Below are 24,454 nucleotides of genomic sequence, written 5' to 3'. Positions count from 1 at the left end.
AAGAGGGAGCGGGCGGACGCGGCCGTCTTGCGCGCGTGTCCGCGGGCGTCCGACCCGAGCGGGATCTTCTTGAGGCATGGGCCGGACGGCGGGGCGGGAGGCCCTTGCCATGACTCGCAACGGTCTGATCTAGTCGGCACGGTCCCCGCGGTACGGGGGCGCTGCGGGATGTGGAACGACAGGGGGACAGACGGGCTTCCCCCTCGAAGACCTCCAAGCGCCAGGCCGGAGCGACGATGGACGAGACGAAGCAGGACGACCTGCGGGGCACCGTCCCGATCTGCGCGATCGGCGCCTCTGCCGGGGGCGTGCGGGCGCTGAGCCGGCTGTTCCGTCAACTGCCCGAGGATCTGGGCCTCGCGTATGTCGTGATCCTGCACCTGTCACCGGAGCAACCGAGCGCCTTGGCGGAGATCCTTTCCTCCTGCACCGGGATGCCGGTTCGTCAGGTGAACGACGGGCTGACGCTGGAGGCCGATTGCGTCTACGTGATCTCGCCCGACCGCGAGCTGGTGATCGAGGGCGACAGCGTCATGGCCCGGGAGTTCACCGAGCCGCGGGCCCGTCGTGCGCCGGTCGACATGTTCTTCAGGTCCGTCGCCGCGAGACGGGGGGAAGGGCTTGCCGTGATCCTGAGCGGATCGGGGGCGGACGGGTCGAACGGGGTCAGGGCGATGCACGAGAACGGCGGCGTCGTCCTGGTGCAGGATCCGCAGGAGACCGAGTTCGCCGCGATGCCGCAGAACGCCATCGCGACCGGAGTGGCCAGCTACATCGCGCCGATCGACCGGCTGGCCGAGCGGATCGCGGAGATGTCGCGGAGCAAGGAGATCGTGCGCTCGCTCGACGAGGAGGGCGCCCTGAACGATCTGCGGCGGATCGTCGGGTTCCTTCGGGAACGGACCGGGCATGACTTTTCAAGCTACAGGCGGGCCACGGTGATGCGCAGGGTCCTGCGGCGGATGCAGGTCCACCGCAGTGCAAGCCTCTCGGACTATGCCGGTTACGTCGAGGCGACCCCGGAGGAGGCCCATGAGCTGTTCGACGATCTCCTGATTTCGGTGACGCAGTTCTTCCGCGACGAGAAGGCATTCGAGCGGCTCGCCTCGCATGTCGCGGCTCCGCTCTTCGAGATGGCGGGCACCGAAGGCATTCGCGTCTGGTGCGTCGGCTGCGCCACCGGGGAAGAGGCCTACAGCCTTGCCATCGTTCTGCTCGAGGAGGCGGCGCGACGGAAGGTGACCATGCCGATCCAGATCTTCGCGAGCGATCTCGACAAAGGCGCCCTGGGCACGGCACGGGAGGGCAGGTATCCGCGGTCCATCGTGGCCGATGTCAGCGAGGAGCGGCTGGCCCGGTTCTTCGCCGACGAGGGCACCCATTACCGCATCCGCAAGGAGGTTCGGGAGACGGTCCTTTTCACGTCCCACAGCGTGCTGAAGGACCCTCCGTTCACGCGGCTCGACCTGATCTCCTGCCGCAACCTCATGATCTACCTGGAGCGTCACATTCAGGAGCAGCTTCTCGATCTGTTCCACTACGGGCTCCGCCCCGGGGGGAAGCTGTTCCTCGGTTCGGCAGAGAGCGCGGAGACCGCGGGCGAGCTCTTCGCGCCGCTCGACCGGCAGGCCCGACTGTTCCAGGCGCGCCCCCGGCCGCATCGCAAGATGCCGCCGCTGCCGCATGGCTCGTCGCACCTCCCCGCGCCGCGGTCCGGCACGCGGGCGGCCGGTCGGGCGGACCGCCAGGAGGGATCGTTCGAGGTCCACGCGCGTGCCCTGGAACGGATGGCGCCGCCGAGTGTGCTGGTGGACGAGGCTCACCATATCCTGCATCTGTCCCCTGGGGCAGGACGCTATATCAAGCATTCGGGCGGCGTGTTCTCCGCCCGTCTGCCGAGCGTCGTGCGGACGGAGCTGCGGTCGGATCTCGAGGCCGCGCTCGATCGGGCCTTCGGCGCGAAACTGCCTTCGATGACCTATCCCACGCCCGTCAGCTTCGACGACGGCATCCGGCGCATCTCGTTGCAGGTTTCGCGGGTGCCGCGCAAGGACAGGGCGAGCCCGAGCGCGCTCGTGCTGTTCCTCGACGGCGGACCCGTCGCGGACGAGGCGCCGGGGGACGCGGAGGCAGGCGAGCGCAGCCCGGGCGAGGTCCGGCGGCTCATGGCCGAGCTGAAGGCAGCGCAGAAGGCCCTGGCCGCGAGCCGGGCGGAACACGAGTTCGCCATGGAAGACCTCCGCGCCGCGAACGAGGAGTTGCAGTCGATCAACGAGGAATACCGGTCGACCTCCGAGGAGCTTGAGACCTCGAAGGAGGAGCTCCAGTCCACGAACGAGGAGCTTCAGACGGTGAACTCGGAACTGAAGAGGAAGCTGGAGGACATCTCGACCGCCCACAACGATCTGAGGAACCTGACCTGGGCGACCGAGATCGGGACGCTGTTCCTCGACTTGCGGCTGCGCATCCGCATGTTCACCCCGCCTCTCGCGGAGCTGTTCAACATCACCGAGATCGATGTCGGGCGGAAGATCACCGATTTCACCCACCGCCTGACCACCGACGGGATCGAGGAAGAGGCCCAGCGCGTGCTGCACGATCTGACGCCCGCGGAGAGCGAGGTCCAGAGCCGCGACGGGCGCTGGTTCATGATGAGAAGCCGCCCCTATCGCACGGTGGAGAACCGGATCGAGGGGGTGGTGCTGACCTTCGTCGATGTCACCGCGCGCCGCAGGACGGAGCGGGATCTGATCGAAAGCCGGCTGCGCTACGAGACGCTGTTCGACTCGATCGACGAGGGGTTCTGCATCATGGACGTGGAGACCCGCGCGAGGGACGGCAGGCCGGATTACCGCATTCTCGAGGTCAATGCCGCCTTCGAGCGCCAGACCGGTCTGCTGGACATCGTCGGGCGGTCCGTGCGGGAGCGCCTGCCGCAGCTCGAGGAACACTGGTTCGAACGCTATGCGCGGATCGCGACGACCGGGAAGGCGGAGCGGTTCGAGGCCCCGGCGGAGGCGCTCGGGCGGTACTACGAGGTCTATGCCTTTCGCCTTGAGACCGGCGACGGCAGGACCGCGCGGGTCGCCGCGCTGTTCCGGGACGTGGGCGAGCGCAAGAAGGCGGAGGAGCAGCAGGACCTGCTGACCCGGGAACTGAGCCACCGGGTCAAGAACACGCTTGCGGTTGTGCAGGCGCTCGCCCGGCAGCCCGGGGCGGAGGATCTGACGGTCGCGCAGTACCGCGAGGGGTTCATCGGCCGCATCCGGGCGCTGGCGCGGGCCCATGACCAGCTTCTGGAGACCAACTGGCAGTCGGCGGACCTCCACACGCTGATCGAGGACACCCTGTCGGCCTATGGCCGGGACGACGGGCAGCAACTGGAGATCGAGGGTCCGGCGCTTCTGCTGACGCCGAAGCAGGGGCTCGGGATCGCGCTGATCCTGCATGAGCTGGCAACGAACGCGTCGAAGTACGGCGCATTGTCGACGCCGGAGGGTCAGTTGTCGGTCAGGTGGCACGAGGACCGCACCGACGGGGACGCGCCCCGAATCCGGCTCGACTGGCGCGAAAGCGGCGGGCCGCCGGTTCGGGCCGAGGTGGTGAAGGGCTTCGGCACGAAGCTGATCGAACGCTCCTGTGCCTATGAACTGGACGGAGAGGCGGAACTTCGGTTCGAGCCCGCCGGTTTGGAAGTGGCAATCGCCTTTCCGATGGAGTGACCGCGTGTCCGGGTTCGAGGTCAGCAGAGCATGACGAGTCTCGCGGGGATGCGGGTCCTCATCGTCGAGGACGAGATGCTGCTTGCCATGGATCTGGAAGCGGTGATCTCGGGCTGGGGCGCCGAGGTTCTCGGACCCGTGCCGAGCATCGACAAGGCGCTCGCCCTGCTGTCGGACGAGCGTCCGGATGTCGCCACGCTCGACATGAACCTGAGCGGCGTCTCCTCGCGTCCGCTGGCCGAGGAATTCGCGGCGCGACGGATCCCGTTCGTCGTGGTCAGCGGTTACAGCGAAGCGGATGCGTTGGCCAACGGGTTCGTGAAGAAGCCCTATGACGAGGGCGACTTGCGGCGGGCGCTGGAGGACGCGTTGCGCTGAGGCGACGGGCCTCGCGGTGCAGGCCTGCATTGACATGGCCGGGAGAACCGATCTGGCTGTCGCTGGCGCGGCCGGGGCCGCGGGGCGCAGGCCGGGGTCGGAGTCATGGATCACTCATCTCGCCGGGGCGGCGGAGACGCCGGGAAGGAGCGGCTCCGGGTCCTGAACCTCTGCGAGTCCGCGCAAGGCGGGGCGGGGTCCTACTTCCGGCATATCGCGGCGCTGGAGGAGCGGGGTTTCGACATGGAATTCGTGCTGGCGCAGGAGCATGTCGCGGCAGTCGATGCGGACTTGACGATGACGACCTTTCCGCGACCGCGACGGGGATCCCGCGGACTCCGCGCCATGCTGGCGGCCTTCCGGGCGCGGTTGCGGGCGCAGGACCCGGATGTCTGCGTCTTTCACAGCAGCTTCGCTCTGGCCGCGCTCGCCGCGATGCGGGCGGCGGGGGACCGGAGGCCCGCTGTCTACTGTCCCCATGGGTGGGCCGTCTCGAGCTATGCCGAGGCGCCTCTCCGGCGCGCGCTGGTCCGGGTCCTGGAGGGACGGGGATCGGGGCTTGCCGATGTGACGCTCTGCGTGTCGGAGCACGAGCGGGAGGTTGCGCGGGCGCTGGGCTACCGGGGCCGGTTCGAGGTGGTCGAGAACGGAGTGCCCCCTCCGCGCGCGGAGGCGCGGTCGGATCTCTTTGGCGGCGGGACGGGAGTGATCCACCTGCTCTTCGTCGGGCGGCTCGACCGGCAGAAGGGGTTCGACCTCCTGGCCGAGGCGTTCGAGCGGGCGCGGCGGCCAGATCTGCGGCTCCATGTGGTGGGCGAGGCGGTGCGTGGCGACGGTGTGGCGCGCTCGGGCGGCGAAGGCATCGTGATGCACGGGTGGGTGCCGGCCTCGCGGTTGGACGACTGGTATGCCTTGGCCGATGCGCTGGTGGTGCCGTCGCGATGGGAGGCGTTCGGTCTCGTGGTGCCCGAGGCCCTGCGCAACGGCACGCCGGTCTTCACCTCGGACCAGGGCGCGTTGCCCTCGCTGATCGAGCCGGGACGAACGGGGGGGCATGTGCCGCTGACGGTCGACGACCTCGCGGCGCTGCTTCGGTCCCTCGACCGGCAGGCGCTCAGGGCGATGCGTCCGGCCTGTCGCGCCGCCTATGAGACGCGGTTCCGGCTAGAGCGCCAGCTGGAGGAGCTGGCGGCGCTGCTTCGCGCCGTGGCGCGGTAGGCCCCGACTTGCTCCGTCCGGGCGCCGGAAGCTCAGCCCCGCGCCGGGGCGGCGGCCGTCGGGGCGATGTCCTGGAGCGGGGGCAGGGCGGCGGCATGGTCGCTGCGGCCGATGGAGACATAGGTCGAGAAGCCGGCGGCCACGACATCTGCAGGGCTGTAGATGTTGCGCAGATCGGCCATTTTCGGAGTGGCCATCCGGTCTGCGAGGGCCGACAGATCGAGCGCGCGGAACTCGTTCCATTCGGTCAGAAGGACGATCAGGTGCGCGCCCTCGACGGCGGCATAGGGATCGTCCTGCCAGCGGACGCCGGGCAGAAGTCTCTCTCCCTCGTGGCGGCCCTGCGGATCGACCACGCGCACCTCGGCACCGCTGCCGATCAGCGCAGGCACGATGGTGAGGGAGGGCGCGTCGCGCATGTCGTCCGTGTTGGGCTTGAAGGTCACGCCGAGCACGGCGATCCGCTTGCCGTTGAAGCTGCCGTCGCAGAGATCGAGGAGCTTTCCGATCATCCGGCGCTTCACCTCCTCGTTCACCTTGATCACGGTCTCGACGATCGAGACCGGGGCTGCGTGCTCCTGGCCGATCCTCGCAAGGGCCATGGTGTCCTTGGGAAAGCAGGATCCGCCGTAGCCTGGACCCGCATGGAGGAACTTGTTGCCGATGCGGCCGTCGAGGCCCATGCCCTTGGACACCTCCTTGACGTTCGCGCCGACCTTCTCGCAGAGGGCGGCGATCTCGTTGATGAAGGTGATCTTCGTCGCGAGGAAGGCGTTGGCGGCATACTTGATCATCTCGGCCGACTCGAGGTCGGTGGTGATGATCGGGAAGTCGCGCAGGAAGAGCGGGCGGTAGATCTCTGTCATGACCCTGGCGGCCCGCTCGCTCTCGACGCCGACGACGACGCGGTCGGGGCGCATGAAATCGTCGATCGCCGCGCCCTCGCGCAGGAATTCGGGGTTCGAGGCGACCTCGAAGGACAGGTCGGGGTTCGTGGCGCGGACGGTTTCGGCGACCTTGCGGTTGGTGCCGACGGGGACGGTGGATTTCGTGACGATCACGACGCCGTCGGGCGCGGCGGCGGCGATCTCGGCGGCGGCGGCCATGACATAGGTGAGATCCGCATGCCCGTCGCCGCGGCGGGTGGGCGTGCCCACGGCGATGAACACCGCCTCGACACCCTCTAGCGCCTGGGCGAGGTCGGTGGTGAAGCTGAGCCGCCCGCCCTCGACGTTGCGCGCGAGAAGCTGGTCCAGGCCCGGCTCGAAGATCGGGATCTCGCCGCGGTTCAGGCGGTCGATCTTGGTCGGGTCCTTGTCGACGCAGACCACCTCATGGCCGAAGTCTGACAGGCAGACGCCCGAGACGAGGCCGACGTAACCGGTGCCGATCATCGCGATTTTCATGCTGAACTCCTCATCGCCGGGTGCGCTGCGCCCGCGCTGTGCAGGGACCCGGAAGGCCGAAGCCCGCCGGGGGCGGGCCCGTGGGAGCGCCGCGACAGTCCGTGATTAGGCGCTCGCGGGGCGCGGATCAACAGCGGCTCCTGCTTCGGCGCCTGTCCTAGCGGCAGGTGATGCTGCCATGCAGCAAGACGGGAAGTGCTCTGGCGCGGCGGGGCCGGGCGTGCTATGCAACTCATAGTTGCAACATGAGTCTAAGGCTGACCTATGAGTGGAGTCAAATGACGCGGGACCTTCCACGGCGGGCCTTTTTCGACGAACCGGACAGGGGGCCTGTCGAGCCCGAGCCCTTTTTTCTGCCCGGTCGCGGGGGCGCGATGGACCTCGGCGATATCGGGCGGATGATCTGGCGAGGGCGCCTCACGGTCGCGTCGACGATGGCCGTGGCACTGTGCCTCGTGCTCGTCCATGCGCTGTTTTTCGCCACGCCGCTCTACCGCGCGACCGCGGTCGTGGTGCTCGATCCGGCGGAGACGGCGATTCTCGACATGGAGGGCCTCGTCTCGGGGCTGTCTGGCGATGATGTGGAGATCAACACCGAGCTCGAGGTGCTGCGATCGCGGCTGTTGCTCGGGCAGGTGGTGGATCGGCTCGGGCTGCTCGCGGATCCAGAGTTCAACGCGGATCTCGCGCCCCCGGGCCGGATCGGCGGGCTGATCAGGCGGATGTGGCCGGAGGAGGTCCCGGCGGATCCGGAGCTGGCGGCGCGGCGGAGCCGCGACCGGACGATCGAGGCGCTCGAGGAGCGGATCGGCGTCCGGGTACGGCCGCGGACCTTCGTCTTCGACATAACGGTGGCCAGCGAGGACCCGGTGAAGGCCGCGAGGATCGCCGACACGGTGGCGGAGCGCTATGTCGCCAGCCAGCTGGAGGCCAAGCGGGCGGGCATGGACCAGGTGACCGCCTGGCTGACGGAGCGCGTGGCGGACCTGCAGGGACAGCTCGAGGCCGCGGAGGTCGCGCGTGCGCGGTTCAGCGCGGCGACGGATCTCGTGTCTGCGGAGGCCCTGGCGATGCTGGAGGTCCAGCTCAAGGATCTGCGCGACAGGATCGCCGAGCTGGACCAGAGGCGGGGCGCCGCGGAGGCGCGCCGGGTGGCGCTGGGGGCCGCGGAGACCAGGGACGCGCAGGCCGGAGCGGCGGAGGATGCGGCGCTTGAGCGACTTCTCGGACGCGAGGACGGGGCGACGGCCTTTGACGCGCGGTTCGCGCAGCTCCTGGCCGCGACCGAAGCGGATGTCCTGCGGATGGATGCGCAGAGGGGAGCGCTGACGGAGTCCGAGCGTGAGCTCGAGGCGCGGATCGAGTCCCAGGGCGCGGACCTGATCCGGCTGCAGCAGCTGGTGCGGGAGGCCGAAGCGATCCGGCTGCTCTACGAGCAGCTACTGACCCGGCTGAACGGCGCGGTGGCGCAGCAGGGCATCCAGCAGCCGGACAGCCGGATTCTCTCCACCGCCACGGTGCCGCAGGCTCCTTCCTCGCCGCGCACGGCGCTGATGGCCGCCTCGGCGCTGATCCTCGGCCTTTTCGGCGGGCTTGCGGTCGTGCTTGCGCGGCACACGCTGCACCGGGGGTTGCGCACGAGCAGCGAGCTCGAGGAGATCACCGGCCGGGTGGTGGCGGGCGAGGTGCCGCTGATCCCGGGGCAGGGGCGGCGCGAGGTCCTGGCCCATCTGCGCGATCATCCGCAATCGGCACAGGCAGAGGCGATCCGCGCGCTGCGCACCAGTGTCATGATGCTGGACCCGGCCCGGCCGCCGCGCACCATCGCGGTCACGTCTTCGGTTCCGGCGGAGGGCAAGACCACGACGGCGCTGGCGCTGGCCGACAACATCGCGCGGCTCGGCCGGTCCGTGATCGTGGTGGAGGGGGATATCCGGCGGCGGGTCTTCGATCTCTACTTCGACGACCTGCCGAAGGAGGGACTTGCGGAGCACCTGTCCGGGGACCTGCCCGCCGAGGTGCTGATCGCGCGGCCCGCGGCCTTCGGTGCGGACGTCATGCATGGCGGCTCGGCCCCCGGCAATCCGGCGGACCTGCTGTCTTCGGCACGGTTCGACCGGCTGCTCGAGGCCCTTGCGGCGCGCTACGATTTCGTCATCCTCGACACTCCTCCGGTCCTCGCCGTGCCGGATTTCCGCATCGTCGCGCCGCGGTTCGACAGCCTTCTTCTGTGCGTGCGCTGGGACGCGACGACGCGGGTGCAGGTGGCGGAGACGCTGCGCCTCCTCCGGGGCGTGCCGGGCCGTAGGCTCGGGCTCGTGCTCGCCCGCGTCGATCCCAGGGGGATGCGGCGGTATGGCCATGCCGAAAGGATGGGGGCCTATGGCGGTTACGGCACCGAGTACTACCGCGATTGAGCCGGATCAGGTCTGCAGGAACCGGACCTCGCCGCGCCAGATTGCGGCCGCGGTGAGCTTGCCGCTTTCCCAGGCGCCCGTGTCGACAGCGATGCGGCCGTCGCGCGCGTGGGCCTCCTCCACGACGGTGTGACCATAGGCGATCCAGAGCCCGTCGCGGCGCGGCTTATCGAGGAAGGCCGGATGGCCCCATGTCAGGTCAGCGGGGCTCTGCAGATCGAAGGGCGAGTCGGGATCGGCGCCGGCATGGACGATGCCGAGATTGCCCGACCGGTCCTGCATGGGAAGCCGGGCGAGCCAGGAATGCACTTCGGGCGTCAGCGCCTCCGCGAGCCGGTTCGCGGCCTCGATGGCGCGCTCGGGCGAGGGGGTGGGACCGACCCCGCCGACCCCGTAGGAGAAGAGCGTATCGAGCCCGCCGTGCTTGAGCCAGGACCGCGCGCGGCCCTCGGGGCGGTCGAGGAAATCGAGCATCATCCGCTCGTGATTGCCGAGGAGCGGCGTGACCCGGCGGGGCATCAGGCGCGTGAGGTCGACGAGCGTCTCGATCACCTGTTTCGTGTCCGGGCCGCGGTCGACGAAATCGCCCACGATCACCACGCGGGCGGTCTCGGCCACGCCGCGCGCATGGATGTCGTCGTCGATCAGGCCGAGGATCCGGTCGAGCAGGTCCGAGCGCCCGTGGATATCGCCCACCACATAGGTCGGCGCATCGGGTTCGGGCGGACCGAACCCCGGCGTGGGCGCCGGCGCGGCCGCGTCGTCGGCGCGTCGTTTCCAGGGCAGCTTCATGCGGCGTGCGCGGGATTGGCCTGAGCGGCGGATCTGGACGTCATGGGGTCTTCTCTTCTGTCGTCGGGGCCAGTGTCCGGCGCGGCGAGGATCGCCGCCCCGAAGGCGCGTGTCCAGCCTTGCCGTACCCTTCGTCAAGCGCCGGAAACGTCAGACCCGGTAATATTCCCGATACCAGGCCACGAACCGGGCCACGCCCTCGGCCACCGGTGTCGCGGGCGCGCTGCCGGTCAGGGCGCGCAGGAGGCTCGCGTCGGCCCAGGTGCGCGGCACGTCGCCGGTCTGCATTTCCATCAGGTTGCGGAGGGCGGGACGGCCCGTCGCCGCCTCGATCGCCTCGACGAAATCGATGAGCTTCACGCTCTCGCCGTTGCCGATGTTCACGATCCGAAAGGGCGCCACGGGCGAGAGCGTGTCGCCGGGAACGGGCTCCGTCCCTGTATCCGGGAGGGGCGGGACCGCGTCGATCAGCCCGACGATGCCGCGCACGAGGTCGTCCACATAGGTGAAATCGCGCCACATCTCGCCGTGGTTGTAGATGTCGACGGGCTCGCCCTCGAGGATCGCGCGGGTGAACTTGAAGAGCGCCATGTCGGGCCGGCCCCAGGGCCCGTAGACCGTGAAGAAGCGGAACATTGTCACCGGCAGTCCGTGGAGATGGGCCCAGGCGTGACCCATCGCCTCGTTGGCCTTCTTGGTGGCGGCGTAGATCGTCAGCGGTGTGTCGGCCTTCTGCGTCTCTCGGTAGGGAAGGGCGGTCTCGGCGCCGTAGACGGAGCTGGTGGAGGCCATGAGAAGATGGCGGACCCCGGCCTCGCGGGCGGCCTCCATCACCTCGAAGGTGCCGATCACGTTCGCGTCGAGATAGGCGCGCGGCTGCTCGAGGCTGTAGCGCACGCCGGCCTGCGCGGCGAGGTGGACGATGACGTCGGGCGCGACCCGTGCGGCGAAATCGCGGACGGCGCCAGCCTGCTCCAGCATCGCCTCGGTGGCGGTGAAGCCGGGCTTCTGCAGCAGGATCTGGTGGCGCCGCTGTTTCAGCGTCACGTCGTAATAGTCGGTCATGCCGTCGAAGCCCGCCACTTCCCATCCCGCGTCCAGAAGGGCGCGGGCGAGATGAAAGCCGATGAAGCCGGCCGTGCCGGTGACGAGCGCGCGGGGCATGAGCCTCTCCTGTCCACTGCCAAGCGGGGCTTAGCGCGGCAGGAGATGCAGGGAAAGCGGTGTCAGCCGGGCAGGTCGATCATCACGCGGCCGCCCTCGAGCTTGACGGGGTAGGTTCCGAGGTTCACGCAGACCGGTGCGCGCAGGGCCTCTCCGGTGCGGTAGTCGAACTGGCCGTTATGTTTCGGGCATTCGATGACGTAATCCATGACGAGACCGTCCTCGAGATGGACGTTCTCGTGGGTGCAGAGCCCGTCCGTGCAGAAGAACTCGTCGTGGGGCGAACGGTAGATCGCATAGGTCCTGTCACCGTGGTCGAACCGGATCAGGTCCTCTTCCTCGATGTCGTCTTTCGCGCAGGCGTCTATCCAGGGCATCGCCGTCCTCCTTCTGCTGGCGGTTTGCACCTAGTCCTCACATTCCACGCGGCGAGGCAAGCGTCGGGGACATGCGCGGCGCTCCGCGTCTTGCCCAAACCGTCAAAACCCCTCACCTTCCTTCTCGGGAATGAGGGTTTTCCGCCATCCATGGCGGGTCGGCAGGGGGTGAGATATGGCGCGCAGACCGACGATACCCGACCTTGCCGAGGCCGCGGGCGTCAGCGTCACCACGGTCGACCGGGTTCTGAACGGGCGCGCCAAGGTGCGCGAGGAGACCGCGCGCAAGGTCTACGAGGCGGCGCAGCGCATCGGCTATCACGCGGCGGGGCTGATCGGGCAGAGGCTCCTGCCGGTCCTGCCGGAGCTGACGGTGGGAGTGGTGCTGCACAAGGAGCGGCAGGCCTTCTACCAGGCGTTCCGCGCGGAGCTGGAGGCGGCGGCGCAAAGGGCCCAGGGAGTGCATGCGCGGGTGCGCATCGCCTTCTCGCCGTCGCAGGCGCCGCAGGATTTCGTGGCGCAGTTCGAGGCGCTGGCCCCCCGGGTGGACGTGATGGCGGGCACCGCGGTCAGCCATGTGGCCGTGAGCGACTGCGTGGCACGGCTGCAGGAGCAGGGGATCGCCTGTTATGCGCTCCTGAACGATTTCGCCCAGGGAATCCGGCAAAGCTACATCGGGCTCAACAATCTGAAGGTGGGCCGGATCGCCGCGCACATGATCCTGAAATCGGTCCACAAGGAGGGCAAGATCGCGGTCTTCGTGGGCGGCTACCGCTGGCACGGGCACGAGCTGCGGGAGGCGGGCTTCCGGTCCTACATGCGCGAGTACGGGCCGCGCATGACGGTGCTCGACACGCTGGTGAACCTCGAGACGCGGCAGCTGACCTACGAGGCGACGCTCGATCTTCTGGACCGGCACCGGGACCTGCGCGGCATCTACTGCGCGGGCGGTGGCATGGAGGGGGCCATCGCCGCGCTCCGCGAGGCTCGGGCGCCGGGGGAGGTGGAACTGGTGGTCAACGAGCTGACGCCCGAAAGCCGGCTGGGCCTTGCCGACCGCTATGTCGCCATGGCCATCGCCACGCCGCTGCAACGTGTCTGCGACGACCTGATGGGACTGGCATTGTCCGGCCAGCAAAGGGATACGGCGCCGGTGCCGGGGCAGCATTTCCTGCGGCCCGATCTCTACCTCCCGGAGTCGATCTGAATGATGGAATCCTCTCATTCGGGACTTTCAGAACCCGTCATCTCTGGAAGGGAATGCCTCCCGCAGACTTGACCGGTGGTTCGCCGCGGACGCACCGTTCGGGAGCTTCGCGTCGTCGGAGGGGGGACATGCCGGCTTTCGCACTGAATCACATGACGGTCGCCCGGGCGTCCTTCGCCGAGCTGATCGACGTCGCATGTGCCGCCGGTGCCGAAGGGGTCGAGGCGAGGACCGACCTTTCGGGCCCCCTTTTCGACGGTCTCGACCCGGCAGAGGCGGGGCGGAGGCTGCGCGACGCGGGACTGCGACTCTTCGCGCTCGCCGAGGTGAAGCGGTTCAACGACTGGTCCGATGCCCGCGCCGAGGAGGCGGCGGCCCTGATCGCCACGGCCCGCGCCGCCGGCGCCGAGGGCGTGGCCCTGATCCCGCGCAACGATGGCGGCGGGATGGGCAACGGCGAGCGGCAGGCGAACCTCAGGATCGCGCTGCGCGAGCTCGAGCCGATGCTGAAGGAGGCGGGGCTGAAGGGCCTTGTCGAGCCCCTGGGCTTTGCGAGCTGCGCGCTCCGGCACAAGCAGGAAGCGGTCGACGTCATCACCGCCCTCGGCGCGGAGGACACGTTCGCCCTGGTGCACGACACGTTTCACCATGCCCTCGCGGGCGGCGGGCCGATCTTCGCGGGGCTGACGGGGATGGTCCATGTCTCGGGCGTCACCGATCCCGGCCCCACCTTCGACGAGATGGAGGACGCGCATCGCGTGCTCGTCGACGGTGCGGACCGGCTGGGCAACGTCGCGCAGCTCAGGGCGCTGGCCGAGGCGGGCTATGACGGACCCGTCAGTTTCGAGTGCTTCGCGCCCGAGGTGCATGGCCTTTCGGACCCGGTCGCGGCGCTGCGCGGGTCGATGGAGCATCTGAACGCCGGGCTGCAGACGGTCCCGGCCTGACGGGAGAGAGATCCCCCGCACGGGGGGTTCCGGTTCAAGGAGGAGGGTGCGCCGGACACCCGCTAGGGAGGAAACCATATGAAAAAGACCCTGATCGCCGCGGGCTTCGCCTCGGCCCTGCTGGGCAGCACGGCGATGGCCCAGCAGATCGGCGTGAGCATGTCCCGCTTCGACGACAATTTCCTGACCGTCCTGCGCAACGGGATGGAGGAGTATGCCGCGGGGCTCGACGGTGTCGATCTGCAGATCGAGGATGCGCAGGACGACGTGGCGCGCCAGCTCGACCAGATCAACAACTTCATCGCAAGCGGCGTCGACGCGATCATCGTGAACGCGGTCGATACCTCGGCGACCGAGGCGATGTCGGCCGCCGCCGAAGGCGCGGGCGTGCCGCTGGTCTATGTGAACCGCGAGCCGATCAACGTGGACACGCTGCCGGACAACCAGGCCTTCGTTGCCTCCAACGAGATCGAGTCGGGCACGCTGGCGGCCTTCGAGGCCTGCAAGATGCTGCGGGCCCAGGGCCTCGGCAACGGCGCGCGGGGCTACATGCTGATGGGCCAGCTGTCGAACCAGGCCGCGGTGCAGCGCAGCATCGACGTGCGGGACATCCTCGGCACGTCCATGTGCAACTTCATCACCCTGATCGACGAGCAGACAGCCAACTGGTCGCGCGACGAGGCCCAGGACCTGATGACCAACTGGCTGTCGTCGGGCGAGGAGTTCCACGTCGTCTTCTCGAACAACGACGAGATGGCCATCGGCGCGATCCAGGCGCTGAAGGCCGCGGGCATCTCCATGGATGACGTGGTGGTGACGGGCGTCGACGCCACCCAGGACGCGCTGGTGTCGATGTCCCAGGGCGATCTCGACGTGACCGTGTTCCAGGATGCCGCCGGTCAGGGCTCGGGCTCCATCGAGGCGGCGATTGCCCTGGTGAACGGCGAGGACGTGGACCAGAAGGTCTACATTCCCTTCCAGCTCGTGACGCCGGCCAACATGGCCGACTTCATGAGCGCGAACTGATCCGCGTCAGGCGGAACAGAGACCTCCGGGCGTCCCGCGCCCGGGGGCTCGCCGCCCGGCGGTAAACCGGGCCTTCGGGAGGACAGCGCGATGGCGGACCAGGCGGCCCACGGTGTCGGCGGGCTCAAATACGATCACTCCAAGAGGCAGCGACCGGCCGAACTCAACGTCCTGATCGCGCTCTTTCTCATCGTCGCGGTGTTCGAGCTGCTCGGCTTCCTGATCATGGACCAGAGCTTCCTCTTCGACAGCGCGGGGCGGTTCGACTCGATCTTCAACGAGCAGCGGCTGCAGATCATCATCCTGCAGGTCGCCATCGTCGGCATCATCGCGCTGGGCGTCACGCAGGTGATCATCACCGGCGGTATCGATCTCAGTTCCGGCTCCATCGTCGGGGCCACGGCGATGATCGCCATGTCCTTCGCCCAGGTGGCCGAGGTGAACGGCTTTCCGAACCCCAAGGGCGTCTTCATGGAGCAGGGCTGGGTCGACCTGCCGGTGATCGTGCCCATCGTCGTGGGGCTCCTGTGCGGGCTTGTCGCCGGCGGCATCAACGGCCTCCTCGTGGGCTACACCAAGATCCCCCCCTTCATCGCGACGCTTGGCATGATGGTCTCCGCGCGCGGCGTGGCGAAGTGGTGGACCGAGGGGCAGCCCGTGTCCTTTCCCACCGAGAGCTATGCCGCCATCGGCGCGGGCATGAATCCCGTCATCATCTTCCTCGTCCTGGCGATCCTGTTCCACCTCGTGATGCGCTACACCGTCTACGGCAAGCACACCTACGCCATCGGCTCGAACGAGGCGGCAGCGCGGATGTCCGGCATCAACGTGCAGCGCCATCTCGTGCTGGTCTACACCATCGCGGGCGTGCTCGCGGCCGTGGCGGCCATCGTGCTCAGCTCGAAGAACCTGACCGCGCAATCGGGCATGGGGGTGATGTACGAGCTCGACGCCATCGCCATGGCGGTGATCGGCGGCATTTCACTTCAGGGCGGGCGCGGGTCCATCGTGGGGACGGTGATCGGCGCGCTGATCTTCGGGGTGATCATCTCGGGCTTCACCTTCCTGCGTCTCGACGCCTTCTACCAGGAGATGGTGAAGGGCGCGATCATCGTGGGCGCCGTGGTGCTCGACCAGTATCGCCAGCGCAAGGCAGCGGCCAGGGCCTGAGGGGAGAAACGGGATGAGTGACGTCGATATCAGCCAGGATGGCCACGCGCGGCCCCGGGACACGCATGCTCTCGGGGAGGTGATCCTGCGCACCGAGGGTCTGACCAAGCATTACGGCGGGGTGCACGCCCTCGAGGAGGCGGATTTCGAGATCCGCCGGGGCGAACACGTGGCGATCATGGGCGACAACGGCGCGGGCAAGTCCACCTTCGTGCGCCAGATCACGGGGGTGGAACAGCGCACCCGCGGCAAGATCTGGTTCGACGGCGCCTATGTCGATTTCGAGGGTCCGCTCCATGCCCGTCACGCAGGCATCGAGACGGTGTTCCAGACGCTGGCGCTCGCCGATCACCTCGACGTGCCCGACAACCTCTTTCTCGGGCGCGAGAAGACGAAATGGAACTGGCTCGGCCCGTTCCGCATCCTCGACTACCGGGCGATGCGGGAGGATACGCTCAAGGCGCTGCAGAAGACGGGGGTGAAGATCCCCAACGTGCGCAACACGATCCAGAACATGTCGGGCGGCCAGCGCCAGTGCGTCGCCATCGCGCGCACGGCTACCTTCCATTCGAAGCTGACGATCATGGACGAGCCCACGGCGGCGCTGGGCGTGCAGGAGACGGCGCAGGTGGAGAACATCATCCGCACGCTGAAGGACCAGGGCGAGCCGCTGATCCTGATCAGCCACAACATGCGGCAGGTGATGGATCTCGTGGACCGGATCGTGGTGTTCCGCCGCGGCCGGATCGTGGCGAACCTGAGGAAGGAGGAGACCGACGGGCAGGATGTCGTCGCCTACATCACCGGGGCCAAGACCCAGCCCGCCTATGCCGACGCCGCCGCCTGACCCCCACCCACCCCCAAGGAAAGACCAAAGACATGACAGTCAACTTCGCCGTTCTTGGCGCGGGCCGGATCGGGCAGGTCCATGCGCGCGCCATCGCCAGCGTTCCGGGTGCGGCGCTCACGGCCATCGCCGATCCGGTGGCCGAGGCGGTGGCGGCGGTGACCTCCGCCCATGGCGGCGCGGCGCGGAGCATCGACGCCATCGAGGCCGCGGAGGATGTGGATGCGGTGGTGATCTGCACCCCCACCGACACCCATGCCGATCTGATCGAGCGCTTCGCGCGGGCGGGCAAGGCGGTGTTCTGCGAAAAGCCCGTGGATCTCTCGCTCGCGCGCGTGCGCGACTGCCTGAAGGTGGTCGAGGAGACGGGCTCCGTGCTGATGGTCGGCTTCAACCGCCGCTTCGATCCCGATTTCCGGGCGCTGAAGGCGCGGCTCGACGCGGGCGCCGCGGGGAAGGTGGAGATGATCACCATCACCAGCCGCGATCCCGGGCCGCCGCCGATCTCCTATATCGAGCGGTCGGGCGGCATCTTCCGAGACATGACGATCCACGATTTCGACGTGGCGCGCTGGCTTCTGGGCGAGGAGGTGGAGAGCGTGGCGGCCATGGGCTCGGTGCTGGTCGATCCGGCCATCGGGGCCGCGGGCGACTGGGACAGCGTCAACGTGCTCCTGCGCACCGCCTCGGGGCGACAGGCGGTCATCACCAATTCGCGCCGCGCGACCTATGGCTACGACCAGCGGATCGAGGTGCTGGGGGACAGGGGGCTCGTCTCGGTGGGCAATGTCCATGAAAGCCGGGTCGAGGAGGCGGGGGCTGCGGGCTACCTGCGCCCGCCGCTCGAGAATTTCTTCATGTCGCGCTATGCCGCCGCCTATGCCGCCGAGATCGCGGCCTTCACCGCCGCCGTCGCCGAGGGCGCGCCCACGCCCACCACGGGCCACGACGGGCTGATGGCGCTGGCGCTGGCCGATGCCGCGGTTCTCTCGGCCTCGGAGGGGCGGACCGTCGCGCTCGCCGAGGTGCTGGCGGCCTGAGCGCCCCGCGGGGGTCCTGTCCCGCGCCCCTCCCTCATCTGGCCGGAAATACCTCCGGGGGGTCCGGGGGGCAGCGCCCCCCGGCGGATCGCCACGCCGCAGGCGTGGCGAAACCGCTCAGGCAAAGCGCACGCGCCGCTCCTCGCGCGCGCTTTGCGCGATGCCGTGGATCACCTCCTCGAAGACCAGCGCGTCGCGGAAGGCCGGATAGGGCGCGGCGCCCCCGGCGATGGCCTGCAGGAGGACCCGCGCCTCGAGCACCTTGAGGTCGCGGAAGCCCAGTTGGTGTCCGGGCGCGGGCACGAAGGCGCCGAAGGGCGGATGGTCGGGCGCCGTGAGGATGGTACGGAAGCCCTGTTCCGACCGGGGCCCCTCGTTCACGTAAAGCTGCAGCTCGTTCATCCGCTCCTGGGCGAAGGCGATCATGCCCTTCGTCCCGTGCACCTCGAAATCGAGCCTGTTCTTGCGGCCCCAGGCGGAGCGGGAGGCCGAGAGCGACCCCTGCGCGCCGGAGGCGAAGCGCAGGAGGGCGGTCGCCGTGTCCTCGTTTTCGACCGCCGCGAGGCCGCTGCCATCCGGAAGGGGCCGGGTTTCGTGGATCACCTGGGTGTCGGCGATCAGGCTCTCGATCGGGCCCATCAGCCCCACGGCGAAGGACACGAGGTGACAGCCGAGATCGCCAAGCGCGCCGAGGCCCGCGTCGGCGAGCGTCGCGCGCCAGGTCCAGGGCAGGTCCGGGTCGGCCTGGTAATCCTCGTCGACCCAGCCGCGGAAATGCACGGGCCGCCCGATGCGGCCGCCCTCGATCAGCCGCTGCGCATGGAGAAAGGCGGGATTGTGGATGTAGTTGTAGCCCGTGAGCGTGACCGTCCCGGCCCGCTCTGCCGCCTCGGCCATCTCGCGGGCGTCCTGAAGCGTCAGCGCCATGGGCTTCTCGCACCAGACATGCTTTCCGGCCGCGAGCGCGGCGAGGGCCATCTCCCTGTGCAGCCCGTTCGGGGTGGTGATCGAGACGATGTCGACCTCGGGGTCGGTCACCAGCGCGCGCCAGTCGGAGGTGGCGCGGGCGAAGCCGAACTGCGCCGCGCGGGCCTCGGCCTGCGCCATCGGCGTGTCGCAGAGGAGCGCAAGGCGCACGTCCGGCACGTCGCCCATGACCGCCTTGACGCTGCCCATGGCCAAGGCATGGGTCTTGCCCATGAACCCCGTCCCGATCAGCCCGAATCCCAGTGTCATGCGCCCCTCCCTCGTCCCCTGTTACCCCAGCGATAGACCGGTCGCGCAGGTCGTGCCAGAGGCCGCGCCGCGCGCGCGGCGGCTTGCTCTCCGCGCCGTGCGGGCATAGGTGCGCGCCATGGCCCGCGCCCCGCTTCTCCAGCTTTCCGGTCTGACCCTCGGCTTCGGCGGCGCGCCCGTCTTTTCAGGTCTCGACCTTGTCATCCAGCCCGCCGACCGGGTCGCCCTCGTGGGGCGCAACGGGTCGGGAAAATCGACGCTGATGAAGGTGATGGCCGGGCTGATCGAGCCCGATGCGGGCGAGGTCGTGGTCTCTCCGGGGACCCGGGTCGGCTATCTCGAGCAGGACCCCGACATGGCCGGTTTCGCCACGCTCGGCGATTTCGCGGCGCGCGGGCTCGACCCGTCCGAAAGCTGGCGGGTGGAGGCGGTGGCCGAGGGGCTGAAGTTCGACCTGGACCGCGATCCCGCGCTCGCCTCGGGCGGGGAGCGCCGGCGCGCGGCGCTGGCGCGGCTGATGGCCGAGGCGCCGGAGCTGATGCTCCTCGACGAGCCGACGAACCATCTCGACATCGAGGCGGTGGGCTGGCTCGAGCGGACGCTCGCGGAGACACGCGCCGGCTATGTGCTGATCTCCCACGACCGGGCGTTCCTGAGGGCGCTGGCGCGGGCCACGCTCTGGATCGACCGGGGCGAGGTGCGGCGACAGGACAAGGGGTTCGACGCCTTCGAGGACTGGCGCGACACGGTCTGGAAGGAGGAGGAGACGCGCGCGCACAAGATGGACCGCCGGATCAGGGCCGAGGGGCGCTGGGCGGTCGAGGGCATCTCGGCGCGCCGCAAGCGCAACCAGGGGCGGCTCCGGGCGCTGCAGGACCTGAGGGCGGAGCGCGCCGCGATGATCCGGCGCCAGGGCACGGCGGCGATGGATCTCGGCACCGGGACGCGGTCGGGGAAAAAGGTGATCGTCGCCGAGGGCGTGACCAAGCGCTTCGGCGACAGGGCCATCGCCCAAGGGTTCGACCTGACGGTGCAGCGCGGCGACCGGGTGGCGTTCGTGGGTCCCAACGGCGTGGGCAAGACCACCCTGATCGGGATGCTGCTGGGGCGGATCGCGCCCGATTCGGGCGAGGTGCGGCACGGCACCAATCTCGAGATCGCGGTCTTCGACCAGGCGCGCGCCCAGCTCGATCCCGACGCCACGCTCTGGGAGAGCCTGACGGGCGACACGGAGATGCGCGTGTCGGGCCGCGCCGACCAGGTCATGGTGCGCGGCGAGCCGCGGCATGTGGTGGCCTATCTGAAGGATTTCCTCTTCGACGAGACCCAGGCGCGGGGGCCGGTCAGGGCGCTCTCGGGCGGGGAGCGGGCGCGGCTGCTCCTGGCGAAGCTGATGGCGCGTCCGTCGAACCTGCTGGTGCTCGACGAGCCGACGAACGACCTCGACATCGAGACGCTGGACCTTCTGCAGGACCTGCTCGGGAGCTATGACGGCACGGTCCTGCTGGTCAGCCACGACCGGGATTTCCTCGACCGCGTGGCCACGACCACTGTCTGGATGGAGGGGCAGGGGCGCACGACGCTTTATGCCGGGGGCTGGAGCGATGCCGTGGCGCAGCGGGGCGATGCTCGGATCGCGGGCGCAGCGGCAGGCGGCGGGACCGAGGGCCCTGCCCCTCGGGCTCCCCGGGATACTTCCGGCCAGAAAAGAGAGCAGGACGGTGCCCCGGCGGCCGGGACAGGAAGGAAGGCCGGGGGGCTGAGTTTCACCGAGCGGCACCGTCTGGCGGACCTGCCGGGCGTGATCGACCGGCTGACGGCGGAGATCGGCAAGCTCGAGGGGCTGCTGGCGGATCCCGACCTTTTCGCCCGCGAGCCGGTGAAGTTCCGCAAGGCCACGGAGGCGCTGGCCGAGCGGCAGGCGCGGTTGCTGGCCGCCGAGGAGGAATGGCTCGAGCTTGCGGAGCGGGCCGAGGCCTCCTGACCCCGCAGAAGCGCAACAGCGGGCCGCCAAGTCGCCGCGGACATGGCCCATTGCCTGGCTTGGCTTGACCTTGCGCAATCCCCTGTTGTCAATGGCCTCCGCCGGGGTGCGGTCCGGGCGCGCCCAGCGCGGTCCCGGATCATCGTCGCCGGACGGGAGGGCGGAACGGGGACAGGATGCGGACTGGGGGGACGGCCGTTCTGAGGGGACTTCTTGCCGGCCTCGGCCTTGCACTCGTTGCGGGGGCGGCCGAGGCGCAATGGGCCCAGTGCCGGCCGGTCTTTCAGGCCGTACCGCCCGCGATGAACGCCTGCGCGGGTGGCCCGAGGGTCAGCCTCGCAGTCGTGGGAGATGTCCTGCTGCACCGCGGGCTCCAGGTGCAGGGCTATGCGCGGGGCTTCGGCAGCGTCTGGGACGCGGCGGTGCCGTTCCTCAGGAGCGCCGACATCGCCATCGCCAATCTCGAGGGACCCACCGCGCCCGGCATCCTGCGCAGCGGCGGACAGCGGGCGGACCCGGGGCCGGTCTTCGACGATACGGTCTACAGTTCCTACCCGATGTTCAACTACCATCCCCGGGTGATCGGCGATCTGAAGGCGGCGGGCGTGGATCTTGTCACCACCGCGAACAACCACGCGCTCGACCGCCATGCGATCGGCGCGGACCTCACGGTGGCGGAGCTGCGCCGGGCCGGGATGGCCTTCGTCGGCACGGCCCCGTCGGAGGGCCCGCGCGTGTTCACCGCGGAAAGCCGGACGCCACTCGGCACGATCGTCTGGATCGCCTGCACCTATTCGACCAACGGGATCCAGGATCGCGCGGGGCAGGTGCTGTCCTGCTACGAGGAGCGGGCGGCGCTGCTGGCGCTGGTCGCGGCCTCCTCGGCAAGGCCGGGCGTGGCGGGAGTGATCGTGCTGCCGCACTGGGGGAACGAGTACCAGACCCGCGCGGCGCAGACGGAGCGGGCGCTGGCGCGCGACCTTGTGGCAGCGGGCGCCGTGGCGGTGATCGGAACCCATCCCCACGTCGTGCAGGACTGGGAGCTGCTTTCCGGCCGCGGCATCGCCGCGCCGGTGATCTATTCCACGGGCAATTTCGTCTCGGGGCAGGTGGGGCTCGAGCGGCAGACCGGGATGCTGGCCTGGCTGACGCTCTGCCGGGGGCAGGCGGCGCCGCTGGCGGTGGAGCGCGCGGGCTGGGTGGCGATGCGCATGGCCCGGACGCCCGAGGCGCTTCAGCTGATCATTGCCGACCAGGCGGGCGTGGCAGAGGCGGCGCTCCCTTCGCACCGGATCATCGAGAGCCGGGTGCCCGGGCGGGCGCTGATGCCGCGGCTCGAGTGCCCCGGAGCTGGGGCGATGGAGACCGGATTGCGCTGAGGGCACGGGCGACACGTTCGGGCGCTGGTTGAGCCGGGCTGGGAACCCATGCTGCAAGGCTTGGCGGGCGGGGCGCGAGGGGTGGGCTGAATTCCGATCCTACGGACGTTCGGAGCGTTTGGCCTCGGTCCAGAGCGCGTCCATTTCTTCCAGCGTCGAGTCCGCGGGGCGGCGGCCGCGGGCGGCGAGGGCGTCCTCGACCGCCTCGAAGCGGCGCGTGAATTTCGAGTTCGTGCGCCGGAGCGCGGCCTCGGGATCGACGCCGAGATGGCGCGCGAGATTGGCGAGGACGAACAGCAGATCGCCCATCTCGTCCTCGATCTCGTCGGTCGAGAGAGTGTCGCGCGCGGCCACGAGTTCCTGCGCCTCTTCGGTCAGCTTGTCGAGCACCTGGGCCGTCTCGGGCCAGTCGAAGCCCACGCGCGCGGCGCGCTTCTGCAGCTTCACCGCCCGCATGAGCGCGGGAAGCCCGAGCGCCACGCCGTCGAGCGTCCTGTCCTGGGACTTCGCGGCGCGTTCGGCGGCCTTCACCGCCTCCCAGTCGCGGGTCTGCTCCTCGGCGGTCTTGCCCCGGCCCTCGTCGCCGAAAACATGGGGATGGCGGGCGACCATCTTGTCTGACATGGCGTCGGCCACGTCGTGGATGTCGAAGAGACCGCGCTCCTCGGCCATGCGGGCGTGGAAGACCGACTGGAACAGAAGATCGCCGAGCTCGCCCTTCAGGTCGTCCCAGGCCTCGCGCGTGATCGCGTCGGCGACCTCGTAGGCCTCCTCGATCGTGTAGGGGGCGATGGTGGCGAAATCCTGCTGGAGATCCCAGGCGCAGCCGGTGTCGGGATCGCGCAGGCGCGCCATGATCGCGATGAGCCGTGGCAGGCCGCCGCGGGGATCGTGGACGAGGTCTGACATGGGCGGGACCATAGGCCGGGGCGGCGGGGGTGCAACGGCAAACTGCCCCGTGCGGCGGGCCCCGGGGAGGGCAGGGCAAGGCGAGTTTGCGGGGCGAGACGACGAGGGCGCGGTGTTCGGCGGGTGGGGCGGGGGGCGACGGCGATCCATCTCCGGGTGCGGCCCTTGTGGAGGGCCGGGCAAGGTGAGTATTTCGGGCCAGATGAGAATGGGGCGTGGTGCGTTCGAAGCGCGGGGCGCCGGATGACGGGGAGGCCGGTTTGGCGCTCGAGGATGCGAAACGCGATGTGGACGGCGCCTTCGTCCGCGAGGGGCTGAAAGGACTGTCGTTCGAGAACCCCTTCGCCGGGGCGCCCTCGTTCCTGCGGCGGCGCTACACGAAGGACCTCGCGGGCGTCGATCTGGCGGTGACCGGAATCCCCTTCGACCAGGCAGTGACGAACCGGCCCGGCGCGCGGTTCGGGCCGCGGGCGATCCGCGAGGCCTCGGCGCTGCAGGCGGGCGATCCGCCCTGGGGATGGGAGTTTTCGCCGCTCGAGGACTTCGCCATCGTCGATTACGGGGACATGGCGCTGGACTACGCGCGCATGGGCGAGACGCCGGGGCTGATCGAGGCCCATGTGGCGGCGATCGTGGCGGCGGGGGTGATCCCGGTGATCCTGGGTGGGGACCATTCGGTGACCTTGCCGGTGCTGCGCGCGCTGGCCGCGCGGCATGGCCCACTGTCGCTGGTGCAGTTCGATGCCCATACCGACCTCTGGGAGGACCGGGACCCCGCCCGGGTGGATCACGGCACCTTCGTGGGCAAGGCGCTGGACGCGGGCGTGATCGACGGGGCGAGCTCCGTGCAGGTGGGCATCCGCACCGTGACGCCCGACACGCGGGACGTCCGGCAGATCGGCGCGCGGCAGGTCCACGAGCGGGGGCCGGACTGGACCGCGGCGCGGATCACCGAGATCGTGCGCGGGCGGCCCTGTTATGTCAGCTTCGACATCGACGCGCTCGATCCCGCCTTCGCGCCGGGCACGGGCACGCCGGTCTGGGGCGGCCTCGCGAGCTGGCAGGCCGCGGCGATCCTGCGCGATCTCGCGGGGCTCGATCTGAAGGGCGGGGATGTCGTCGAGGTCTCGCCGCCCTTCGACAGCGGGGGCATCACGGCGGTGGCGGGGGCCCATGTGGCGACGGAACTTTGCTGCCTCGCCCTGTGGCCCCGGCGGGAAACGCGCTAGTCTTCT

19 protein-coding genes are annotated in these 24,454 nt (G+C 69.5%); 13 read left to right on the top strand and 6 right to left on the bottom strand.

Annotated elements, in window-relative coordinates; translation table 11 throughout:
* Window positions 1–236 precede the first annotated feature (236 nt).
* From EAT49_RS16205 to EAT49_RS16195, 3 genes are all read left to right on the top strand, one after another.
* Window positions 237–3,722, top strand: coding sequence for a chemotaxis protein CheB (locus EAT49_RS16205; protein ID WP_123643347.1), 3,486 nt, complete (start codon window positions 237–239; stop codon window positions 3,720–3,722).
* 30 nt (window positions 3,723–3,752) lie between these two features.
* On the top strand, window positions 3,753–4,100 hold the full coding sequence (locus EAT49_RS16200) for a response regulator (RefSeq protein ID WP_123643346.1): 348 nt from the start codon (window positions 3,753–3,755) through the stop codon (window positions 4,098–4,100).
* Window positions 4,101–4,205: 105 nt separating this feature from the next.
* On the top strand, window positions 4,206–5,318 hold the full coding sequence (locus EAT49_RS16195; protein WP_123643345.1) for a glycosyltransferase family 4 protein: 1,113 nt from the start codon (window positions 4,206–4,208) through the stop codon (window positions 5,316–5,318).
* Window positions 5,319–5,350: 32 nt separating this feature from the next.
* On the opposite strand, the gene EAT49_RS16190 is transcribed toward EAT49_RS16195, so the two are convergent.
* Entirely contained in the window at window positions 5,351–6,724 is a 1,374-nt protein-coding gene (locus EAT49_RS16190; protein WP_123643344.1) for a UDP-glucose dehydrogenase family protein, read from the bottom strand.
* Window positions 6,725–7,098: 374 nt separating this feature from the next.
* Between EAT49_RS16190 and EAT49_RS16185 the strand changes: the two genes are divergently transcribed.
* Window positions 7,099–9,141 carry a GumC family protein gene (locus tag EAT49_RS16185; RefSeq protein ID WP_185020793.1) on the top strand — a complete coding sequence of 681 codons (2,043 nt, stop codon included), beginning with the start codon at window positions 7,099–7,101 and terminating at the stop codon, window positions 9,139–9,141.
* Between the two features lie 6 nt (window positions 9,142–9,147).
* Here EAT49_RS16185 and EAT49_RS16180 read toward each other — a convergent pair whose 3' ends face one another.
* The 3 genes from EAT49_RS16180 to EAT49_RS16170 all read right to left on the bottom strand — a co-directional run bounded on the left by EAT49_RS16180 (window position 9,148) and on the right by EAT49_RS16170 (window position 11,474).
* A complete protein-coding gene (locus tag EAT49_RS16180; RefSeq protein WP_123643342.1) occupies window positions 9,148–9,933 on the bottom strand; it encodes a metallophosphoesterase family protein in 786 nt (261 codons plus the stop codon).
* Between the two features lie 150 nt (window positions 9,934–10,083).
* A complete protein-coding gene (locus EAT49_RS16175; protein ID WP_123643341.1) occupies window positions 10,084–11,097 on the bottom strand; it encodes an NAD-dependent epimerase/dehydratase family protein in 1,014 nt (337 codons plus the stop codon).
* 62 nt (window positions 11,098–11,159) lie between these two features.
* Complete coding sequence (locus EAT49_RS16170; protein ID WP_123643340.1) at window positions 11,160–11,474, bottom strand: MocE family 2Fe-2S type ferredoxin; 315 nt, start codon at window positions 11,472–11,474, stop codon at window positions 11,160–11,162.
* Window positions 11,475–11,649: 175 nt separating this feature from the next.
* Between EAT49_RS16170 and EAT49_RS16165 the strand changes: the two genes are divergently transcribed.
* From EAT49_RS16165 to iolG, 6 genes are all read left to right on the top strand, one after another.
* Window positions 11,650–12,681 (top strand): LacI family DNA-binding transcriptional regulator, encoded by a 1,032-nt coding sequence (locus EAT49_RS16165; RefSeq protein WP_123643339.1) that lies wholly within the window; start codon window positions 11,650–11,652, stop codon window positions 12,679–12,681.
* Window positions 12,682–12,809: 128 nt separating this feature from the next.
* On the top strand, window positions 12,810–13,628 hold the full coding sequence (locus tag EAT49_RS16160) for a TIM barrel protein (RefSeq protein WP_123643338.1): 819 nt from the start codon (window positions 12,810–12,812) through the stop codon (window positions 13,626–13,628).
* Window positions 13,629–13,706: 78 nt separating this feature from the next.
* A complete protein-coding gene (locus EAT49_RS16155; RefSeq protein ID WP_123643337.1) occupies window positions 13,707–14,654 on the top strand; it encodes a sugar ABC transporter substrate-binding protein in 948 nt (315 codons plus the stop codon).
* A gap of 90 nt (window positions 14,655–14,744) precedes the next feature.
* A complete protein-coding gene (locus EAT49_RS16150; RefSeq protein ID WP_123643336.1) occupies window positions 14,745–15,824 on the top strand; it encodes an ABC transporter permease in 1,080 nt (359 codons plus the stop codon).
* Window positions 15,825–15,837: 13 nt separating this feature from the next.
* Window positions 15,838–16,671 (top strand): ATP-binding cassette domain-containing protein, encoded by an 834-nt coding sequence (locus EAT49_RS16145; RefSeq protein ID WP_123643335.1) that lies wholly within the window; start codon window positions 15,838–15,840, stop codon window positions 16,669–16,671.
* 32 nt (window positions 16,672–16,703) lie between these two features.
* Window positions 16,704–17,711: an inositol 2-dehydrogenase gene (gene iolG / locus EAT49_RS16140; RefSeq protein WP_123643334.1), complete on the top strand. Its 1,008-nt coding sequence runs from the start codon at window positions 16,704–16,706 to the stop codon at window positions 17,709–17,711.
* A 117-nt stretch (window positions 17,712–17,828) separates the two neighbouring features.
* Here the strand turns inward: iolG and EAT49_RS16135 are convergent, their stop codons facing one another.
* Window positions 17,829–18,947 (bottom strand): Gfo/Idh/MocA family protein, encoded by a 1,119-nt coding sequence (locus EAT49_RS16135; RefSeq protein WP_123643333.1) that lies wholly within the window; start codon window positions 18,945–18,947, stop codon window positions 17,829–17,831.
* Window positions 18,948–19,065: 118 nt separating this feature from the next.
* On the opposite strand from EAT49_RS16135, the gene EAT49_RS16130 reads away from it, so the two are divergent.
* Entirely contained in the window at window positions 19,066–20,931 is a 1,866-nt protein-coding gene (locus EAT49_RS16130; protein ID WP_123643332.1) for an ABC-F family ATP-binding cassette domain-containing protein, read from the top strand.
* A 176-nt stretch (window positions 20,932–21,107) separates the two neighbouring features.
* Window positions 21,108–22,310 (top strand): CapA family protein, encoded by a 1,203-nt coding sequence (locus tag EAT49_RS16125; RefSeq protein WP_123643331.1) that lies wholly within the window; start codon window positions 21,108–21,110, stop codon window positions 22,308–22,310.
* A gap of 99 nt (window positions 22,311–22,409) precedes the next feature.
* Here EAT49_RS16125 and mazG read toward each other — a convergent pair whose 3' ends face one another.
* Window positions 22,410–23,219 carry a nucleoside triphosphate pyrophosphohydrolase gene (gene mazG, locus EAT49_RS16120; RefSeq protein ID WP_123643330.1) on the bottom strand — a complete coding sequence of 270 codons (810 nt, stop codon included), beginning with the start codon at window positions 23,217–23,219 and terminating at the stop codon, window positions 22,410–22,412.
* A 260-nt stretch (window positions 23,220–23,479) separates the two neighbouring features.
* Here mazG and speB point away from each other — a divergent pair, with 260 nt between their 5' ends.
* Window positions 23,480–24,448 (top strand): agmatinase, encoded by a 969-nt coding sequence (gene speB / locus EAT49_RS16115; protein WP_123643505.1) that lies wholly within the window; start codon window positions 23,480–23,482, stop codon window positions 24,446–24,448.
* The last annotated feature ends 6 nt before the right edge of the window (window positions 24,449–24,454 follow it).

The sequence above is a fragment of the Histidinibacterium lentulum genome, assembly GCF_003789055.1.
In the GTDB taxonomy this organism is placed as follows: Bacteria; Pseudomonadota; Alphaproteobacteria; order Rhodobacterales; family Rhodobacteraceae; genus Oceanicola; species Oceanicola lentulus.
The sequence above is the reverse complement of the archived record's forward strand: the minus strand, read 5'-3'. Positions and strand labels throughout refer to the sequence as shown.

What these genes read in the sequence shown, in the direction of transcription:
- EAT49_RS16205 (WP_123643347.1), top strand. Translation starts at nt 237, where the DNA reads ATGGACGAGACGAAGCAGGACGACCTGCGGGGCACCGTCCCGATCTGC.
- EAT49_RS16200 (WP_123643346.1), top strand. Translation starts at nt 3,753, where the DNA reads ATGACGAGTCTCGCGGGGATGCGGGTCCTCATCGTCGAGGACGAGATG.
- EAT49_RS16195 (WP_123643345.1), top strand. Translation starts at nt 4,206, where the DNA reads ATGGATCACTCATCTCGCCGGGGCGGCGGAGACGCCGGGAAGGAGCGG.
- EAT49_RS16190 (WP_123643344.1), bottom strand. Translation starts at nt 6,724, where the DNA reads ATGAAAATCGCGATGATCGGCACCGGTTACGTCGGCCTCGTCTCGGGC.
- EAT49_RS16185 (WP_185020793.1), top strand. Translation starts at nt 7,099, where the DNA reads ATGGACCTCGGCGATATCGGGCGGATGATCTGGCGAGGGCGCCTCACG.
- EAT49_RS16180 (WP_123643342.1), bottom strand. Translation starts at nt 9,933, where the DNA reads ATGAAGCTGCCCTGGAAACGACGCGCCGACGACGCGGCCGCGCCGGCG.
- EAT49_RS16175 (WP_123643341.1), bottom strand. Translation starts at nt 11,097, where the DNA reads ATGCCCCGCGCGCTCGTCACCGGCACGGCCGGCTTCATCGGCTTTCAT.
- EAT49_RS16170 (WP_123643340.1), bottom strand. Translation starts at nt 11,474, where the DNA reads ATGCCCTGGATAGACGCCTGCGCGAAAGACGACATCGAGGAAGAGGAC.
- EAT49_RS16165 (WP_123643339.1), top strand. Translation starts at nt 11,650, where the DNA reads ATGGCGCGCAGACCGACGATACCCGACCTTGCCGAGGCCGCGGGCGTC.
- EAT49_RS16160 (WP_123643338.1), top strand. Translation starts at nt 12,810, where the DNA reads ATGCCGGCTTTCGCACTGAATCACATGACGGTCGCCCGGGCGTCCTTC.
- EAT49_RS16155 (WP_123643337.1), top strand. Translation starts at nt 13,707, where the DNA reads ATGAAAAAGACCCTGATCGCCGCGGGCTTCGCCTCGGCCCTGCTGGGC.
- EAT49_RS16150 (WP_123643336.1), top strand. Translation starts at nt 14,745, where the DNA reads ATGGCGGACCAGGCGGCCCACGGTGTCGGCGGGCTCAAATACGATCAC.
- EAT49_RS16145 (WP_123643335.1), top strand. Translation starts at nt 15,838, where the DNA reads ATGAGTGACGTCGATATCAGCCAGGATGGCCACGCGCGGCCCCGGGAC.
- iolG (WP_123643334.1), top strand. Translation starts at nt 16,704, where the DNA reads ATGACAGTCAACTTCGCCGTTCTTGGCGCGGGCCGGATCGGGCAGGTC.
- EAT49_RS16135 (WP_123643333.1), bottom strand. Translation starts at nt 18,947, where the DNA reads ATGACACTGGGATTCGGGCTGATCGGGACGGGGTTCATGGGCAAGACC.
- EAT49_RS16130 (WP_123643332.1), top strand. Translation starts at nt 19,066, where the DNA reads ATGGCCCGCGCCCCGCTTCTCCAGCTTTCCGGTCTGACCCTCGGCTTC.
- EAT49_RS16125 (WP_123643331.1), top strand. Translation starts at nt 21,108, where the DNA reads ATGCGGACTGGGGGGACGGCCGTTCTGAGGGGACTTCTTGCCGGCCTC.
- mazG (WP_123643330.1), bottom strand. Translation starts at nt 23,219, where the DNA reads ATGTCAGACCTCGTCCACGATCCCCGCGGCGGCCTGCCACGGCTCATC.